Here is a 15,433-nt window from a genome sequence, read left to right on the forward strand (position 1 = left end):
GGCCCACCCACACACTTCGAAGAGAGCATCATGATCCTCACCGCCACCCAGCCCGAGGAGCTCACCGGCGTCGCCGGCTGGGCGGTCGACCTGATGGACAAACTCGGCCCGGTGGGTGCGGGGCTCGGTATCGCGCTGGAGAACCTCTTCCCGCCGCTGCCCTCGGAGATCATCCTGCCGCTGGCCGGGTTCACCGCCGCGCAGGGACGCTTCACGATCGCCGAGGCGCTGATCTGGACCACGCTCGGCTCGGTCGTCGGCGCGCTCGTGCTCTACCTGATCGGTGCTGCCATCGGCCGTGAGCGGGTCTACTGGATCGGCGAGAAGCTGCCGCTGGTCAAGACCTCCGACCTGGAGAAGACCGAGGCGTTCTTCGAGAAGTACGGCGCCTGGACGGTCTTCTTCGGCCGCTTCATCCCGATCTTCCGATCGCTGATCTCGGTGCCCGCCGGGGTCACCCGGATGCCGATCTGGAAGTTCCTGCTCCTCACCACCGTCGGCTCGGCGATCTGGAACACCATCTTCGTCGTCGCCGGCTACCAGCTGGGCGACAACTGGGAGAAGGTCGAGCCGATCGTCGGGCGCTTCCAGAACGTCGTCATCGTGGTCGTCGCCGTCGCCGTCGTGGCCTGGATCGGCCTGCGCATCTACAAGATCGTCCGCGGATCCGACAACGGAGCCAAGGACGACTCGCTCGTCTCCTAGGTCTAGAACTGCTGGTGGGTCGGCGGTGTCATACCCGGCGCCGCCGGCGGCTGCCAGGGGTCGGCGGGCTTCCGCCGGGCGAACCAGTTGCCTGCCCTGCCGACGTACAGCATCAGCAGCGCGGCGATGATCAGCGCGGGATAGAGCACCACGAAGAGCGAGAGCAGCGCGGCGATCGAGCCGACCACGGTGAGCAGGATCCGGGCCACGTTGGAGCGGAACAGCACCATGATCCCGAGCGGGATGGCGACCAGGCTGAGTACGCCGCAGACGGCGAACCAGATGATCATGAACAGCGTCACGCCCTTGTCCGAGGACGTCGGGTCGTTGTAGTCGGCGATCCCCGCGGGCACCATGAACACCGAGATCAGCAGCGCGATCACGGACCCCACGATCGTCATGACCGACGCCGCGACCACCGTCCCTGGGCGGGTGTCGGGATCGGGCTGCGGATAGTGAGGGCGAAGGTACGCCGGGGGCTGCTGACCCATCGCGTACTGACCGTAGACCGGGGGCGCCTGGCCCCATCCCTGGGGCTGCTGCGGCTGTGTCGGCTGCGGGGCGGCGTACGGCGTCGGGGGCGGCGGCTCCTGCCCCTGGAACGGCGGCTCGCCGCCATAGGGGTTGTCGAAGGAGCCGTACTGGTCAGACATGTCGCGGAGCCTATCCGGCCCGCAGGGTCAGCCGCGCTGCTTTACTGCCGCGGGCCTTCGCTTCGGCCACGGAACCAGGCCGCGACCTCGGGCCGCAGCAGGAACGAGAAGCTCGCGACCGCGGCGCCGAAGAGGACCACCGCCGGCGGGAAGGCGAGCGCGAAGAGGAGCAGCGAGAGCGCCGAGACGCCTGCGGAGATCATCAGCGCGACCCGGGCCCAGGAGTGGCGGCGGATCGCGAAGGCGGCGAACACGGCGGCGGCGACGCAGACGAGCGCCACCAGCACGGCCATGATCCAGACCGAGGCGACGATGACGTCGGTGGTGTAGAGCGCCGCCACCTCCCGCATGTTCGGGTCGCTCTCCGCCTGCTTGCGCACCTGCTCGAGGATCAGGTCGGGGTTGGCGGTCGCCGTCACCGCCGAGGCGAGCATCATCAGCGCGGTCAACCCGGAGCCGATCCAGGTGAGCACCGCCGCCGCCGTCACGGCGCCCGGACGGCGCTTGGGCGCTGCCTTGGCGGGCTGGGCGATCGCACCGGTCCACGGCGGCGGCTGCTGCTGTGAGAGCCGAGCCTGTCCGGAGGTCGAGCCGGCCGGGGAGGTCGGGGTGGTCGAAGCTGGGGTCTCCGGCGGGGCCGGCGCGACGTACGACTCCTGGTCGGGGTCGCCGCTGTCGAGCGCCTCCCGCTTCGTCGGCGAGACGCCGTCGAACCAGTCGCGGGTGGGCGACATCCACAGGAGTACGACAGCCACCGCGGACAGCGTGGACCAGAACCCTCCGCCGAACATGCCGGCGAAGAAGAGCGGCGCCGCGATGACGGTGAGCGCGAGCCGAGCCTGCTTGTTGCGCTGCAGCACGTGCCAGCCGAGGATCACTGCCGCTGCCGCCATGGCGCCGGTGACCAGCGCCATCACGTGCATCAGATCGAGGATGTTGTCGAGGCCGATCCCCGAGCCGGCGAGTGGCGGCTCGGCCAGCACCTCTTCCACCCGCTCCCGGGTGTCCAGGCTGCGCAGCCCGGAGATCTGGTCCCAGGCCGTCACCACGGTGAGCAGTGAGCCGAGCACGATGAGCCACCCGGCGAGGGTGGCCTGACCGGGGCGGGGAAGCTTCGTTTCAGACATGTCGGGAATCATTTTCTCATCCCTGCCAACCCCACCCGCCGCGAGGGCGACGTACGCGACTATTCGGCGCGGAGGCGGTCGAAGGCTTTCGGCGCGGTGAGGGCGGGAAGGGCCTCGGCGATCTCCTTCGCGCATGCGGCCGGGGTCGCGGTGGTGGAGTCGACGCGGAGGTCGTACGGGTGCGAGTAGACCAGGGTCTGCGACCGGGCGAGGCCGGCAGGACGGTCGCCGCGGGCGGCCTCCCGGCGTTCGAGCTCTTCGGGCGAGCACCAGACCTCGACGAGCGTGACGTCGTAGCCGTCGAGCACCTCGAGCAGATCCTCGAGCCGCCAGATCTCGCTGAGCGGGTAGTCCATGATCACGTCGTTGCCGACCGAGGCCAGGGCCGCGACCGCGCGGTGGTAGCCCAGCCTGGTCCGCCGCAGCATCTCGGCGATCTCGGCGTCGTCGAGCTCCCGCGTATGGACCGTCGACCGCATCCCGCTGATCCCGTCGACCGGCACGAGGAACCACGGGTCCTCGAGCAGCGGAAGCAGCTCCTGCCCGATGCTGCTCTTGCCCGAGCTCGACGCCCCGTTCAACAGGAGGATCCGACCCTTGCGCACGCGAGGAGACTACTGCCGAGGCGTCACGTACGTCGGCCGAGTGGGCACCTGCGTGCCCACTCGGCCGACCGGGGTGACGCCCCGGTCAGGACTTCAGGGTGAGCCCGTCGCCGTCGCGGTCGACGGTGACCTGGCCACCGTCGGAGACCTCGCCGCCGATGAGCATCCGCGCCAGCGGGTCGCCGATGGCGGACTGGATGAGGCGACGCAACGGCCGGGCGCCGTACGCCGGGTCGTAGCCGGTCTCGGCCAGCCATTCCCGAGCCTCGGGGGTGACGGAGATCGAGATGCGGCGGGCGGCCAGACGCTTCTCGAGCAGACCGAGCTGGATGTCGACGATCTTGGTCAGGTCGGCGAGCGAGAGGGCGTCGAACATGACGACCTCGTCGAGGCGGTTGAGGAACTCGGGCTTGAACGACGCCCGGACCACCGCCATGACCGACTCGCGCTTCTCGTGCTCGTCCATGACCGGGTCGACCAGGAACGCCGAGCCGAGGTTGGAGGTGAGGATGAGGAGCGTGTTGCGGAAGTCGACCGTACGGCCCTGACCGTCGGTCAGCCGCCCGTCGTCGAGCACCTGCAGCAGGATGTCGAAGACCTCGGGGTGAGCCTTCTCGACCTCGTCGAGCAGCACCACCGAGTAGGGACGGCGTCGCACCGCCTCGGTCAGCTGACCACCCTCGTCGTAGCCGACGTAGCCCGGAGGCGCTCCGACCAGCCGGGCGACCGAGTGCTTCTCGGAGTACTCGGACATGTCGATGCGTACGATCGCGCGCTCGTCGTCGAAGAGGAAGTCGGCGAGCGACTTGGCGAGCTCGGTCTTACCGGTGCCGGTCGGGCCCAGGAAGAGGAACGAGCCGGTGGGGCGGTTGGGGTCGGCGATCCCGGCTCGCGAGCGGCGCACCGCGTCGGCGACGGCGGTCACGGCGGACCTCTGCCCGATCAGCCGGCGACCGATCTCGGTCTCCATCTCGAGCAGCTTGGCCTGCTCGCCCTGGAGCATCTTGCCGGTCGGGATGCCGGTCCAGGCCTCGACGACCTCGGCGATCTGCTGGGCAGCGACCTCCTCACCGACCAGCCGGTCGGTGACGTTGTCCTCGCCCTCGGCCTCGGCGGCTTCGGCGATCTGCCGCTCCAGCTCCGGGATGCGGCCGTAGAGGATCTCCGAGGCCTCCCCCAGCGAACCCTCTCGCTGGAGCCGCTCGGCCTCGCTGCGGAGCGCGTCGAGCTGCTTGCGCAGGGCACCTTCGCCCTCGAGAGAGGCCTTCTCCTGCTCCCAGCGCGCCTCCAGTCCGCGCAGCTCCTCCTCCTTGTCGGCGAGCTCCTTGCGCAGCGCCGCGTGACGCTCCAGCGAGGCGTCGTCGGACTCCTTGGAGAGCGCGAACTCCTCCATCTTCAGCCGGTCGACGGCGCGGCGGAGCTGGTCGATCTCCTCGGGAGACGACTCGATCTCCATCCGCAGCCGGGACGCGGCCTCGTCGATGAGGTCGATCGCCTTGTCGGGCAGCTGCCGGCCGGTGATGTAGCGGTCGGACAGGGTCGCGGCGGCCACCAGAGCGGCATCGGTGATGCGGACGCCGTGGTGCGCCTCGTACTTCTCCTGGATGCCGCGCAGGATCTGCACGGTGTCCTCGACCGACGGCTCGCCGACGAAGACCTGCTGGAAGCGGCGCTCCAGGGCCGGGTCCTTCTCGATGCGCTCGCGGTATTCGTCGAGCGTGGTCGCACCGATCATGTGCAGCTCACCGCGCGCGAGCATCGGCTTGAGCATGTTGCCGGCGTCCATCGCGGAGTCGCCACCGGCGCCCGCGCCGACGACGGTGTGGAGCTCGTCGATGAAGGTGATGACCTGCCCCTCGGCGGCCTTGATCTCCTCCAGGACGGCCTTGAGCCGCTCCTCGAACTGGCCTCGGTACTGCGCACCGGCGACCATCGCCGCCAGGTCGAGCGACAGGAGACGGCGACCCTTCAGCGAGTCCGGTACGTCACCCGCGATGATCCGCTGAGCCAACCCCTCGACGACGGCCGTCTTGCCGACGCCCGGCTCACCGATGAGGACCGGGTTGTTCTTCGTACGCCGCGATAGCACCTGGATGACACGGCGGATCTCGGAGTCACGGCCGATGACCGGGTCGAGCTTGCCGCGCTCGGCGGCCTCGGTGAGGTCCTGGGAGTACTTCTCGAGCGCCTCGTAGGAGTCCTCGGCGTCCTGGCTCGTCACCCGGCGGTTGCCGCGGACCGCCTTCAGCGTCTCGCGCAGGCCCTTCTCGGTGAGCCCGGCCTTCTTGAGCACCTTCTGCGCCGACGACTCGACCGTGGCCAGCGAGATCAGCAGGTGCTCGGTGGCCGCGTAGTCGTCCTTCAGGGACGTGGCCAGGGTGATCGCCCCGGCCAGGACACGGGTCAGCCCGCCCGAGGCAGCGGGCTGCTGCACCGTGGACCCGCTGGCGCGCGGGAGCCCGGCGAGGTCGGCGGCCGCCGCCCGCGACAGCTCCTCGGCGTCCACACCGGACTTGGTGACCATCGACGTCGCGGTGCCCTCGTCCTGCTGCAGCAGCGCGACGAGCAGGTGGATCGGCTCGGTCGTGGTGTTGCCCGCCGTCGTGGCGGCAAGCTGCGCGGCCTCGATCGCCTCGCGAGCCTTGGTGGTGAACTTGTCTGCCGAAAACTGGCTCATCTGTGTCTGCTCTCCTCCTGGGGACGCACCTGAGTCTGCCGCGAGTGCCTGTCACCCGCATCTATCTCAACACAACCAAAGTTGAGTCTGTTCCACTCAACTTTGACTTTTACATATATTGCGGCGGCGGACCAAACGATCGGGCACACTCCTCCCGTGGACTCACGAGGCGCGGTACGCGAGCAGCTCGCCGCGCGGCAGCGCGAGGTCCTCGACGACCTGCTGGCGGGACGTACGCCGCCGGGGTTCGAGCCCGCCGGGACGACCGCGACGACGCGGGTGCTCCACCACAAGCGCTCCTCGGCCGCCGAGCACGCCGCCCCCGAGCTCGACCTGCTCCCGGACTGGCGCGACCGCTTCCACACCTGGGCCGCGCAGCATCCACAGCAGGGCTGCGCCCACGATGACGTACGCGACTTCCTGACCACCATCGGCGCCGACTGGCTCCGCCTGCACGAGGTCTACGAGGGCCGGCGTCGGTTGGCGCTCACCCGGATCGCCGGGCGCCGGGTGCTCACCATCGGTCTCGGCTCACAGATCTGGCACCTCACCCGCCGCACCTGGAAACGGAGCTTCACGTGGAAATCCTGATCATCCTCGGGGTCCTCGGCCTGGTCATCTACCTACTGATCGAGCCCGCACTCAAGGGTCGCAACCGCCGCCGAGGTCCCCGCAGGCGCGGCGGCCACGGCAGCTCAAGCTCGAGCTCGGGTGGCTCCACCTACGACTCCGGCGACAACCACACCAGCTCGTGCAACAGCTCCTCCTGCGGCTCGAGCTGCGGCGGTGGAGGCGGCGGCGACTGACCCCTTCCCCGCCGAGTCGGCTCGTCATGACGAGCCGACTCGGCATCAGAAGAGGTCCAGGGCGGTTACCTTCCACTGGCCGTCGACCTTGGCGGCTTCGACGGCGATCTGGGCGGCCGAGATGGACGACTCCTTGTCGGTGGACCGCTGGGAGGCCTGGTCCAGGAAGACCAGCAGCTCGGCGGAGTCGGCGTCGAGGGACTTGACCGCGGCGACCTGGACCTCGGCGCTGAGCACGAGCTTCTGACCGGGGGCCTTCTCCTGGAGCTGCTTGAAGAGGAGGTCGTACTCCTTGCGGGCGTCGCCGGCGAGGAAATCATCGGCCGCAGCAGCGGTCGGCGAAGGGTCGGAGAAGTCGTAGGAGAAGACCTGGAGCAGGCCGGTGGTGACGGCCGACTGCACCTCGGTGGTCGCCTCGGCGTCGACGACGGCGCGGTTGCCGACGTGGTCGGTCTTCCGTTCCCGGTCGGCCTGCCAGAAAGCTCCCAGGCCCAGGATCAGGGCGAGCGCGGCGAGGAACGGTGCCCAACGGCGTACGAGAAGACTCATGACAGGTTCACCGCTACCTGCTCGAGGCTCTCCAGGAGCCAGTCGTCACCGACCTTGACCAGGTCGGCCGCGAACCTGTTGCGCTTGACCGTCGGCTCGGCGTCCTCACCGGAAGCAGAGCCGTCGCGGACCGTGATCTCGACCGCCGCGATCACGGTCGCGCTGTCGTCGTCGAGCTCGGTCACGGCGGCGTCCATCACCGAGCCGGTCGAGATCTTCTCCTGCTCGGCGAGGACCTTGCGGTCTTCCTCGGAGACGCCGGTCAGCTGGTCGTGCAGGGTTCCGGTGGTGACCGCGGCCCACCCCTTCAGCCCTTCGTCCACCTTCCGGTAGTCGAGCGAGTTGAGGGTCTCGATGTGGCTGGTCGCGACGATCAGCACCCGGTCGCGCAGGGCGGCCTCGTCGACCATCTCCTGGTCGTGGCCGGTCGCGCGCCACCAGGTCAGTGCGCCCGCGACCAGCACGCACAGCGCCACCAGCGGGAGGCCCCAGGCGAGCACCCGGTCGCGCCTCGACGGCGGGGTCTCGACAACCTCGGGGCCACTTCGTTCAGACCCCGACGCCTTCTGTTCGACCACCGAGGCCTCCGTACGTCTCTCCGTTGTCGTGCTTGTCGTGCTCATCGCTCCCCCATCAGTCCGGCGAGCGTGGTGGGGACGCTAACCGTCCCCGGCTCGACTGTCTCGGTCTTCGTGGTTTTCGGTTCGGGTACGGCAGAACAGCCGGCCGCGGTGTTGAACGGCTTGCCCTTGCTCACATCGGTGCCGGCGCGCAGGTCGGTGCCCTCATAGCCGGAGACGCAGGCCGGCGGGTTGAAGAAGGACGGCATCAGGCTCAGCCGTGGCCCGCTGGAGGTGTTGATCGCCCAGCCGATGCTGACCGCCTCCGGGACGGTCACGAAGGTCGACTCGAGCGCGGCCGCGTTCGTCCCGAAGAGCGTCGCCGGCGTGACCAGGTTGCTCATCAGGATCCCGAGCGGCTGACCGACCTCCTTGACCAGCAGCGAGATCTCGGTGGCCGAGCCGGGCGCGGCGCCGATCAGGTCGCGCAGATCCTTGTCGGAATCAGCAAGGGTCGAGGAGAAGAGCGCGAGGTCGTTGCTCCACGCCTTGATGCTGGTCGCCGACTCCTCCTGGGTCGCGAGCACCTGGTCGGAGTTGCGGATCAGGCTCGCGGAGACGAGGAAGTTGCGGTCGGCCTCCTGCTGGAACGAGAGCGAGGTGTCGACCAGCTTCCGCAGGTCGGACCCGGCTCCCTGAGACAGCAGGTAGGACTCGTCGATCGTCGTCACCAGCGCCTCCTCGGGCACCGAGGCGACGAAGTCGCGGCCGGTCTCGATGACCTGGGAGGCGTCGTACGGCAATGCCTCCTCCCCCGCACTCAGCCGGTCGCCGTCGGTGAGCCGGGCGGAGCCGACAGCGCCACCGCGGAGGTCCAGGTACTGCTCGCCGATGGCCGAACGGTTGGCGACCTTCACGGTCACGTCCTCGGGGATCGCGGGCGCGTCGCCCTCGATCTCCAGCACCGCGCGTACGCCGTCGGAGCCTGCTTCCAGGGAGGTCACCTCGCCCACGGGCACCCCGCGGTAGGTCACCTCCGAGTTCACGAAGAGGCCGCCGCCCTCGGGCAGCGAGACGTCGACGCGGTAGGGCTCGTCGAACAGGTCCAGGCCGACGTATCGAGCCCCGACATAGCTGGTGCCCACGAGCGCGAGAGCGACGAAGAGCCCGAGCTTGACGCGTACGCCTCCGGTGAGCCGCTGCATCATTCGCTCCCTTCCACGGAGCCGGCGTCGCCCGCCGTGCCTTCCGGTGAGGTCTCGGAGGTCGCCGACCCCGACTCGGTCGGTGACTCAGATGGCGACTCGGAGGGATCGGACGGAGACGACGAGGACGACCCGGACTCCGACGGATCCGAGGAGGACGAGGACGAGCCGGGATCGGAGGGCAGGATCGACTCCCCCGGGATCGACGGCGAGGACGAGCCCGGCACCGGTGAGGTGGTCGAGGGCAACAGCCCCGGCGGTGCGTCCGACGACCCGGACTGGGAGGAGACCGAGCCGCCGGACCCGCCTGCGACCGCCGGCTGCAGCCACTCACACCCCTTGGACTGGCAACCGGCAGGAGTACGGAAGTTCGTGATCATGAACAGGTTCATGTAGTCGCCGCGGAGCGCGTTGAGCACCTCGTCGGGGAACGGGTAGGTGAAGAGGATCTCGAGCGCGTAGGGCAGGTCGGAGCCGGCCTTGGCGAGCTGGTCGAGGATCGGGTCGAGCAGCTTCAGGTCGGCGACGATGTCGTCCTGGGCCTCGTCCAAGGTGCTGATCGTGACCTTGGAGAGCTTGTCGAGCGCCTCCAGCATCGCGACCAGCTGCGGACGCTGGTCGACGAGCACCTGCATGCCCGGTGAGAGTCCCTCCAACGCGTTCGAGATCTTGGTCTTGTCCTTCTCCAGCGTCACCGCGAGCTCGTTGAGCGACTCGATCGCGGAGGTGATCGAGGCCGAGCGCGAGTCGAGGACCGAGACGAACCGGTCCATCTCCGTCAGGAAGGCCTTGATCTCCTCCGGCCGGCCGTCGGAGACCTTCTGCAGCTCGCGGGAGATCTCCTGGAACTGCGCGATGCCGCCGCTGTTGAGCACCATCGACAGGGCCCCGAGCACCTCCTCGACCTGCGCGGCCGCCGCGGTGTCACCCCTCCCGAGGACCGCACCATCACCCAGGGGCGCGCCCGCGACCGTCGTGGCGGGGCGGATCAGTGCGACGTACTTCTCTCCGAGCAGGGAGGTCTGCTGCAGTCGCGCCGTGGTGCCGGCGGGGAGCTCGACGTCGTCGTTGACCACCAGCGACACCCGCGCGCTGCGGCCGTCCTCGGTCAGCCGGATCTTGGAGACCCGGCCCACCGCGACGTTGTCGATCTTGACGCTGGACTGGGGAACCAGATCGAGTACGTCGCTGAACTCGGCGCTCAGCGTGATCGGGTCCTCCCCCACGTCGGCGCCGCCGGGCAGCGGGGCCTCGTAGACGCCTCCGCTGACGGCACCGAGGCCGCAGCCGGAGAGGGTCAGGGTGGCCGTAGCCAGTAGGGCCACGAGCGGTCTCGACAAGCGCGACATCACTGCTCCTCTCCGACACCGGGAAGCAGGACCGGTGGCGCGTCCTCGGAGGTCTGGCCGGTGAGGCCGTCGCCGGACCAGACGCTCAGCTCGTTCAGGTTGGTGCGGCCGACCAGGGTGTTGGAGTCCGGGTCGTAGGCGTTGACGAACTTCTGCAGCACCAGCGGGATCGTGGCGACCGCCTCCTCGAGCGACTCGTTCTGGTCGACGAGGACCTGGGTCGGGCCCTGCAGGTTCTCGACGCTGGTGCGCATCTCGCCGCGGTTGTCCTTGATGAAGGACTCCAGCAGCGCGAGCGCCTCGCCGAGGTTGCTGACCGCGGAGGCCAGGTCGTCGCGGTCCTCGGCGAGGTACTCGGTGACCTGCGCGAACCGGCGGTTGGCGTCCTCGACCCCGTCGTCGTGCTCGAGCAAGGTCTTGTTGAAGGTGTCGAGGTTCTCGACGGTGGCGAAGAAGTCCTGGTCGATGTCGGCCAGGGTCGCCGACGCATCGGCGCCTTCCCGGATCACCTGGTTGATGTCGGCGCCCTGGCCGTCGAGGTTGGCCGCCACAACCTCCAGGAACCGCGAGAGCGCACCGTTCTTGTTGGCGCCGTTGGGACCGAGCTGATCGCCGGCCTCTGTCAGCGAGGCGTAGAGGTCGTCGATCTCGACCGGCACCGCGGTCTCCTCGATGACGGTGCCGGCGCGGAGCTCGGGCCCGTCGACGTACGGCTCGGTGAGCTGGACGAAGCGGTCCGAGACCAGTGTCGGAGCGACGATCACCGCCTCGGTGTCGGCCGCGGCGGTCTGGCCGGGGTCGAGCATCATCGAGACCTTCACGTGCTCGCCGGCCGGGGTCACCGAGGTCACCTCGCCCACCGGCACTCCGAGAATCTGCACGTCGGAGCCGGGATAGAGGCCGACGGAGGCCTCGAAGAGCGCGGAGAACGTGGTGCCCTTCCGCCCCTCCCGGATCCCGTACGCAGCACCCCACCCGATCGCGCCGACGACGGCGATCACGAGGAGCCCAGCGATGAGCCTTCTCATCTCGTCCCTCCCGGCTTGCAGTCGCGCTGGACGTCGTTGTCGAGCACCGGCGCGTTGTTCTCGTCGAAGAGGCCGCAGCCGTAGACGTCGATCCACGGCCCGTTGCTCATCGAGGCGCCGACCACCCGGTAGTAGGCGCCGATCTGGGAGAGCGCCTTGTCGAGGTGGTCCTGGTTGCGCTGCAGGATCTGAGAGACCTGGTCGAGCTTCTTCAGCGCCGGCTGGAGCCGCTTCTGGTTGTCCTCGACCAGGCCGGTGACCTGTTTGGCGAGGTCGTCGGTGTAGGTGAGCATCTGGTGGATCGCCTGACGGCGGGCGGCGAGCTCCTCGAGCAGCTTGTCGCCGTCCTCGATCAGGAGCCCGATCTCCTCGTTGCGTTCGGCAAGGGTGCCGGTGACCTCGGTCGTCGTCCTCATCAGCTCGGCCAGCTCCTGGTCCCGCGAGGAGATCGTGCGGGAGAGCCGGGTGAGGCCGGAGACCATGCCGCGTACGTCCTCGGGGGTGTCCTCGAAGACCTCCGAGAGGGCGTTCATCGACTCCTCGACCTGCGCCATGTCGATCTCCCCGACGGTGGTGGAGAGGTCGGAGAAGGCGGCGCTGACGTCGTAGGGGGTCGTGGTCCGGGAGACCGGGATCGGCTCCCGGAGACGGCCCGAGCCGCCCGGGTCCAGGGCGAGGAACTTGCGCCCGAGCAGCGTCTTCACCTTGATCGACGCGGTGGTCTGCGAGCCGAGCGAGACGTCCTTGGCCCGGAACCTGATCAGCACCTTGTCGCCGTCGAGCTCGAGCTCGGAGACCTCGCCGACCTTCACCCCGGCGACCCGCGCCTCGTCACCGGGACGTATCCCGGCGGCCTCGGCGAAGTAGGCCTCGTAGGTGTCGCCACCGCCGACGACGGGGAGGTCCTCGGCGTAGAAGGTGGCGAAGAAGACGCCGGTCATGGCCAGGATCCCGACCACGGCGATGACGATCTTGTTGCGTTCGGCGAACGACTTCGGATAGCGGGCCATCATTGGCACCTTCCTGCCGGCGAGTCCACGCCGAGGTCGCCGTAGTAGCCCTCGGGTTTCGGGATCCGCCCGTCGATGGAGCAGATGTAGAAGTTGAGCCAGCCTCCGTAGGTGGCCATCCGGCCGATCTGGTCGGTCTTCTGCGGCATGGTGGTCAGGAACTTCGTCAGCGCCTCGTCGTTCTCGGCGAGGTTCTCCGAGACGTCGCCGAGGGAGTCGATCGAGTCGCGCAGCGGCTCGCGGCCCTCCTCCAGCAGCCCGGAGACGCTCTGGGAGAGCTCCCCCATCCCCTCGATGGTCGAGCCGAGCGTCTTGCGGTCAGCGGCCAGCCCGGAGACCAGCCGCTGCAGCGTCACCAGGGTGGTGTCGAGCATCCCGGTGCGCTGGCTGACCACCTCCAGGACCGAGTTGAGGTTGGTGATCAGATCGCCGATCACCTGGTCCCGGTCGGCGAGGGTCGAGGTCAGCGAGGCCGTCGAGGAGAGCAGCGACTCCACGGTCGCGCCCTCGCCCTGGAAGACCGCGATGATCTGGGCGCTGAGGTTGTTGACGTCCTCCGGGTCGAGGAACTTGAACAGCGGCTGGAAGCCGTTGAACAGCATCGTCAGGTCCAACGCGGGCTGGGTCTCGTCGAGCGAGAACGTGTAGCCGGCGCGCAGCGGCTCGCCTCCGGGCGACCCCGGTTCGAGAGCGATGTAGCGCTGCCCGATCAGGTTGCGGAACCGCAGCTCGGCGCGGGTCCCCTCGACCATCGGCGCCGAGTCGGCCGCAGTGAAGACCACCTCGGCGGTGTCGTTGTGGTGCAGCCCGATGGACTGGACGGTGCCGATCTTCACCCCCGCCATCCGCACGTCGTCGCCCTTGTTGAGGCTGGTCACGTCGGTGAAGAGCGCCGTGAAGGTACGCCCCGACGAGGTCGATCCGTTGGAGATCGTCGTCGCCAGGGCCGCCATCGCCAGGACCGTCACCAGCGCGAAGACCACCGACTTGGTGAGCGTCACCGCGACCGAGCCGCCGCTGTTGAGCCTCATCGGACGATCACCTCCGTGCCTCGCAGGGTCGGGCCGAGCAGCAGGCTCGACCAGGTCGGATACTCATCAGGTGCCAGGCCTTCCGCTGGTGCCATCACCTCGGCGATCAGCTGGTTCTCGCTCTTGGAGTTCTGCTCGCCCAGGCCCGTGGTCGCGCCGAAGGTGCGCACCCTGTCCGTCGGTGGTGCCTCGATCCGCTCGGCGGTGTCGGCCGTCCCGGTGACGGCCGGCTGGCTGCCGGTCCGGCCGGTGACGTACGGGCATCGGGGGCCGCCGGTGCGCAGCTTCGGGACGTAGCCGGAGGGGTAGGGCTGCCGGATGTCGGAGACGCTGACCAGCGCATGGAAGCCGGGCTCGTCGGTGCCCTTGCCGAGGTTCTTGGCCATCGCCGGCGCGTAGTCGCGCAGGGCGCTGAAGAGGCACGGGAAGGAGGAGGCGTACGGGCTGACCGCGCGGAGCGCGTCGCGCGAGGTGTCGGAGAGCACCACGATCGTCTCCCGGTTGCGCTCGATCCAGCGGTCGGTGTCGGCCGCCGTCGTGGTCACCGACCGGAATGTGTCGGCGAGCTGTCTCTGCTGGTCAACCAGGGTCTCGGCGGTCACGGTCATGGTGTCCAGCGCGTCCAGCAGATCCGGCGCGGCCTCCTCGTAGTGGCCCGCGACCCGGCCGAGCGAGGCGAGGTCGTCGGCCAGCTGCGGGACCAGCGGGTTGAGCTTCCTCAGGTAGTCCGCCCACGCCGAGAAGACCTGGCCGATGTCGTCGCCGTTGTCTCGCAGCATCGTGGCCAGCTCGCTCAGCGTCGCGTTGAGCTTGTGGGGCTGGATCGCCTTGAGCACCGGGAGCAGCTCGTCGAGCACCTCCTCCAGCTCGACCGCCTCGTCGGAGCGGTCCTGCTCGATGGTGTCGCCGGCCGACAACTCCGGCCCCGAGGCCGGTTGCAGCGCCACGTACCGCTCCCCGAAGAGGGTCTTGGGCAGCAGCCGCGCGGTGGTGTCGGCCGAGAGATCGGAGAGTACGTCCGGCTCCAGCGCGAGGGTCAGCTCGGCGCCACCCTCTCGGGCAGAGACGGTGCGGACGGTGCCGACCGGCACCCCACGCAGCTTGACGTCGGAGCCCTCCTGGAGGGCGTTGCCAAGGGTGCCGGTGGTCAGCGTGACCTCGGAACGGTCGACGAAGGTCTGGTCGTAGGCGAGCCAGGCGCCGAGCGCCACCGCCGCTACCACGGCCAGGTAGCACAGGCCGAGGAAGGCATCGCGAAGCCTGCTGAGCTCAATTTTCGGGGGCCTCATCCCGCGATCCTCACCGTCGTGGTGGCGCCCCACATCGCCATCGAGAGGGCGAGGTCGAGCAGCGCGACGACCACGATGGTCCGCCGCACCGAGCGCCCGACCGCGATCCCGACCCCCGACGGCCCGCCGCTGGCGTAGAAGCCCAGCCGGCAGTGGATCAGGATGATCAGGATCGAGAAGATCAGCACCTTCCCGAAGCTCAGCAGGATGTCGATGGGCGGCAGGAAGAGCTGGAAGTAGTGGTCGTACGTCCCGGCCGACTGCCCGTGGAAGTAGACCGTCACCATCCGCGAGCCGGCATAGGAGGTCAGCAGCCCGACGACGTAGAGCGGGATGATCGCCACGAAGCCGGCGACCACCCGGGTGGAGACCAGGTAGGGGATCGTGCCCAGCCCCATCACCTTGACCGCGTCGATCTCCTCGTTGATCCGCATCGCGCCGAGCTGCGCGGTGAACCCGGCGCCGACGGTCGCCGACATCGCCAGTGCCGCCACCAGCGGCGCGATCTCGCGGGTGTTGAAGTAGGCGGAGATGAAGCCGTTGAGCGTCGAGGTGCCGATCTGGTCGAGCGCTGCGTACCCCTGCATGCCGACGACCGTGCCGACGAAGATGCTCATCCCCGTCATCACGCCGATGGTGCCGCCGATGACCGCGAGCGCGCCGGTGCCGAAGGAGACCTCGGAGAGGATCCGGAGGATCTCGCGCGGGTAGTGCCGGATCGCCGTCGGGATCCCGACCAGCACCTTCCCGTAGAACCGGATGTCCTTCCCGGTCTGCACGAGCCCGTCCAGGGAGCGATCGAGCCTCGACCGCTTCTTGACCACATCAACGGTGGCCAT

The 15,433-nt window shown here is 69.0% G+C and carries 16 protein-coding genes; 3 read left to right on the forward strand and 13 right to left on the reverse strand.

Annotated elements, in window-relative coordinates; genetic code table 11:
- The first annotated feature begins 30 nt into the window (after positions 1-30).
- On the forward strand, positions 31-705 hold the full coding sequence (locus OG801_RS11990; protein WP_350661231.1) for a DedA family protein: 675 nt from the start codon (positions 31-33) through the stop codon (positions 703-705).
- Positions 706-707: 2 nt separating this feature from the next.
- Here OG801_RS11990 and OG801_RS11995 read toward each other — a convergent pair whose 3' ends face one another.
- From OG801_RS11995 to clpB, 4 genes are all read right to left on the reverse strand, one after another.
- Positions 708-1,358, reverse strand: coding sequence for a hypothetical protein (locus OG801_RS11995; protein ID WP_406035869.1), 651 nt, complete (start codon positions 1,356-1,358; stop codon positions 708-710).
- A 41-nt stretch (positions 1,359-1,399) separates the two neighbouring features.
- The gene (locus OG801_RS12000) at positions 1,400-2,485 is read right to left on the reverse strand and encodes a hypothetical protein (protein ID WP_406035870.1); all 1,086 of its coding nucleotides are present in this window, start codon (positions 2,483-2,485) and stop codon (positions 1,400-1,402) included.
- Positions 2,486-2,544: 59 nt separating this feature from the next.
- The gene (locus tag OG801_RS12005; RefSeq protein ID WP_355019658.1) at positions 2,545-3,090 is read right to left on the reverse strand and encodes a phosphotransferase-like protein; all 546 of its coding nucleotides are present in this window, start codon (positions 3,088-3,090) and stop codon (positions 2,545-2,547) included.
- A gap of 85 nt (positions 3,091-3,175) precedes the next feature.
- Positions 3,176-5,767, reverse strand: a complete 2,592-nt coding sequence (clpB, locus tag OG801_RS12010) for an ATP-dependent chaperone ClpB (protein WP_406035871.1) — start codon at positions 5,765-5,767, stop codon at positions 3,176-3,178.
- Between the two features lie 156 nt (positions 5,768-5,923).
- Here clpB and OG801_RS12015 point away from each other — a divergent pair, with 156 nt between their 5' ends.
- A complete protein-coding gene (locus OG801_RS12015; protein WP_355017724.1) occupies positions 5,924-6,358 on the forward strand; it encodes a hypothetical protein in 435 nt (144 codons plus the stop codon).
- Positions 6,346-6,573 carry a hypothetical protein gene (locus OG801_RS12020; RefSeq protein ID WP_406035872.1) on the forward strand — a complete coding sequence of 76 codons (228 nt, stop codon included), beginning with the start codon at positions 6,346-6,348 and terminating at the stop codon, positions 6,571-6,573. Before OG801_RS12015 ends, OG801_RS12020 begins: the two co-directional genes overlap by 13 nt.
- A gap of 45 nt (positions 6,574-6,618) precedes the next feature.
- On the opposite strand, the gene OG801_RS12025 is transcribed toward OG801_RS12020, so the two are convergent.
- Genes OG801_RS12025 through OG801_RS12065 form a run of 9 tightly spaced genes read right to left on the reverse strand, consistent with a single transcriptional unit; the run spans position 6,619 to position 15,433 of the window.
- On the reverse strand, positions 6,619-7,122 hold the full coding sequence (locus OG801_RS12025) for a hypothetical protein (protein ID WP_406035873.1): 504 nt from the start codon (positions 7,120-7,122) through the stop codon (positions 6,619-6,621).
- Positions 7,119-7,745 carry a hypothetical protein gene (locus OG801_RS12030; RefSeq protein ID WP_406035874.1) on the reverse strand — a complete coding sequence of 209 codons (627 nt, stop codon included), beginning with the start codon at positions 7,743-7,745 and terminating at the stop codon, positions 7,119-7,121. The genes OG801_RS12025 and OG801_RS12030 overlap by 4 nt, the downstream gene beginning before the upstream one ends.
- Positions 7,742-8,887 (reverse strand): MlaD family protein, encoded by a 1,146-nt coding sequence (locus OG801_RS12035; protein ID WP_406035875.1) that lies wholly within the window; start codon positions 8,885-8,887, stop codon positions 7,742-7,744. The genes OG801_RS12030 and OG801_RS12035 overlap by 4 nt, the downstream gene beginning before the upstream one ends.
- The gene (locus OG801_RS12040; protein ID WP_406035876.1) at positions 8,887-10,212 is read right to left on the reverse strand and encodes an MCE family protein; all 1,326 of its coding nucleotides are present in this window, start codon (positions 10,210-10,212) and stop codon (positions 8,887-8,889) included. Before OG801_RS12040 ends, OG801_RS12035 begins: the two co-directional genes overlap by 1 nt.
- A gap of 23 nt (positions 10,213-10,235) precedes the next feature.
- On the reverse strand, positions 10,236-11,264 hold the full coding sequence (locus OG801_RS12045) for an MCE family protein (protein ID WP_355017718.1): 1,029 nt from the start codon (positions 11,262-11,264) through the stop codon (positions 10,236-10,238).
- Positions 11,261-12,274, reverse strand: a complete 1,014-nt coding sequence (locus OG801_RS12050) for an MCE family protein (RefSeq protein WP_406035877.1) — start codon at positions 12,272-12,274, stop codon at positions 11,261-11,263. The genes OG801_RS12045 and OG801_RS12050 overlap by 4 nt, the downstream gene beginning before the upstream one ends.
- Positions 12,274-13,305, reverse strand: a complete 1,032-nt coding sequence (locus OG801_RS12055; RefSeq protein WP_406035878.1) for an MCE family protein — start codon at positions 13,303-13,305, stop codon at positions 12,274-12,276. The genes OG801_RS12050 and OG801_RS12055 overlap by 1 nt, the downstream gene beginning before the upstream one ends.
- Positions 13,302-14,594 (reverse strand): MCE family protein, encoded by a 1,293-nt coding sequence (locus tag OG801_RS12060; RefSeq protein WP_406035879.1) that lies wholly within the window; start codon positions 14,592-14,594, stop codon positions 13,302-13,304. Before OG801_RS12060 ends, OG801_RS12055 begins: the two co-directional genes overlap by 4 nt.
- Positions 14,591-15,433 (reverse strand): ABC transporter permease, encoded by an 843-nt coding sequence (locus OG801_RS12065; protein ID WP_355017714.1) that lies wholly within the window; start codon positions 15,431-15,433, stop codon positions 14,591-14,593. Before OG801_RS12065 ends, OG801_RS12060 begins: the two co-directional genes overlap by 4 nt.

This window comes from Nocardioides sp. NBC_00163 (assembly GCF_045206295.1).
In the GTDB taxonomy this organism is placed as follows: Bacteria; Actinomycetota; Actinomycetes; order Propionibacteriales; family Nocardioidaceae; genus Nocardioides.

What these genes read in the sequence shown, in the direction of transcription:
- OG801_RS11990 (WP_350661231.1), top strand. Translation starts at nt 31, where the DNA reads ATGATCCTCACCGCCACCCAGCCCGAGGAGCTCACCGGCGTCGCCGGC.
- OG801_RS11995 (WP_406035869.1), bottom strand. Translation starts at nt 1,358, where the DNA reads ATGTCTGACCAGTACGGCTCCTTCGACAACCCCTATGGCGGCGAGCCG.
- OG801_RS12000 (WP_406035870.1), bottom strand. Translation starts at nt 2,485, where the DNA reads ATGTCTGAAACGAAGCTTCCCCGCCCCGGTCAGGCCACCCTCGCCGGG.
- clpB (WP_406035871.1), bottom strand. Translation starts at nt 5,767, where the DNA reads ATGAGCCAGTTTTCGGCAGACAAGTTCACCACCAAGGCTCGCGAGGCG.
- OG801_RS12025 (WP_406035873.1), bottom strand. Translation starts at nt 7,122, where the DNA reads ATGAGTCTTCTCGTACGCCGTTGGGCACCGTTCCTCGCCGCGCTCGCC.
- OG801_RS12030 (WP_406035874.1), bottom strand. Translation starts at nt 7,745, where the DNA reads ATGAGCACGACAAGCACGACAACGGAGAGACGTACGGAGGCCTCGGTG.
- OG801_RS12035 (WP_406035875.1), bottom strand. Translation starts at nt 8,887, where the DNA reads ATGCAGCGGCTCACCGGAGGCGTACGCGTCAAGCTCGGGCTCTTCGTC.
- OG801_RS12045 (WP_355017718.1), bottom strand. Translation starts at nt 11,264, where the DNA reads ATGAGAAGGCTCATCGCTGGGCTCCTCGTGATCGCCGTCGTCGGCGCG.
- OG801_RS12050 (WP_406035877.1), bottom strand. Translation starts at nt 12,274, where the DNA reads ATGGCCCGCTATCCGAAGTCGTTCGCCGAACGCAACAAGATCGTCATC.
- OG801_RS12055 (WP_406035878.1), bottom strand. Translation starts at nt 13,305, where the DNA reads ATGAGGCTCAACAGCGGCGGCTCGGTCGCGGTGACGCTCACCAAGTCG.
- OG801_RS12060 (WP_406035879.1), bottom strand. Translation starts at nt 14,594, where the DNA reads ATGAGGCCCCCGAAAATTGAGCTCAGCAGGCTTCGCGATGCCTTCCTC.
- OG801_RS12065 (WP_355017714.1), bottom strand. Translation starts at nt 15,433, where the DNA reads ATGGCCACCGTTGATGTGGTCAAGAAGCGGTCGAGGCTCGATCGCTCC.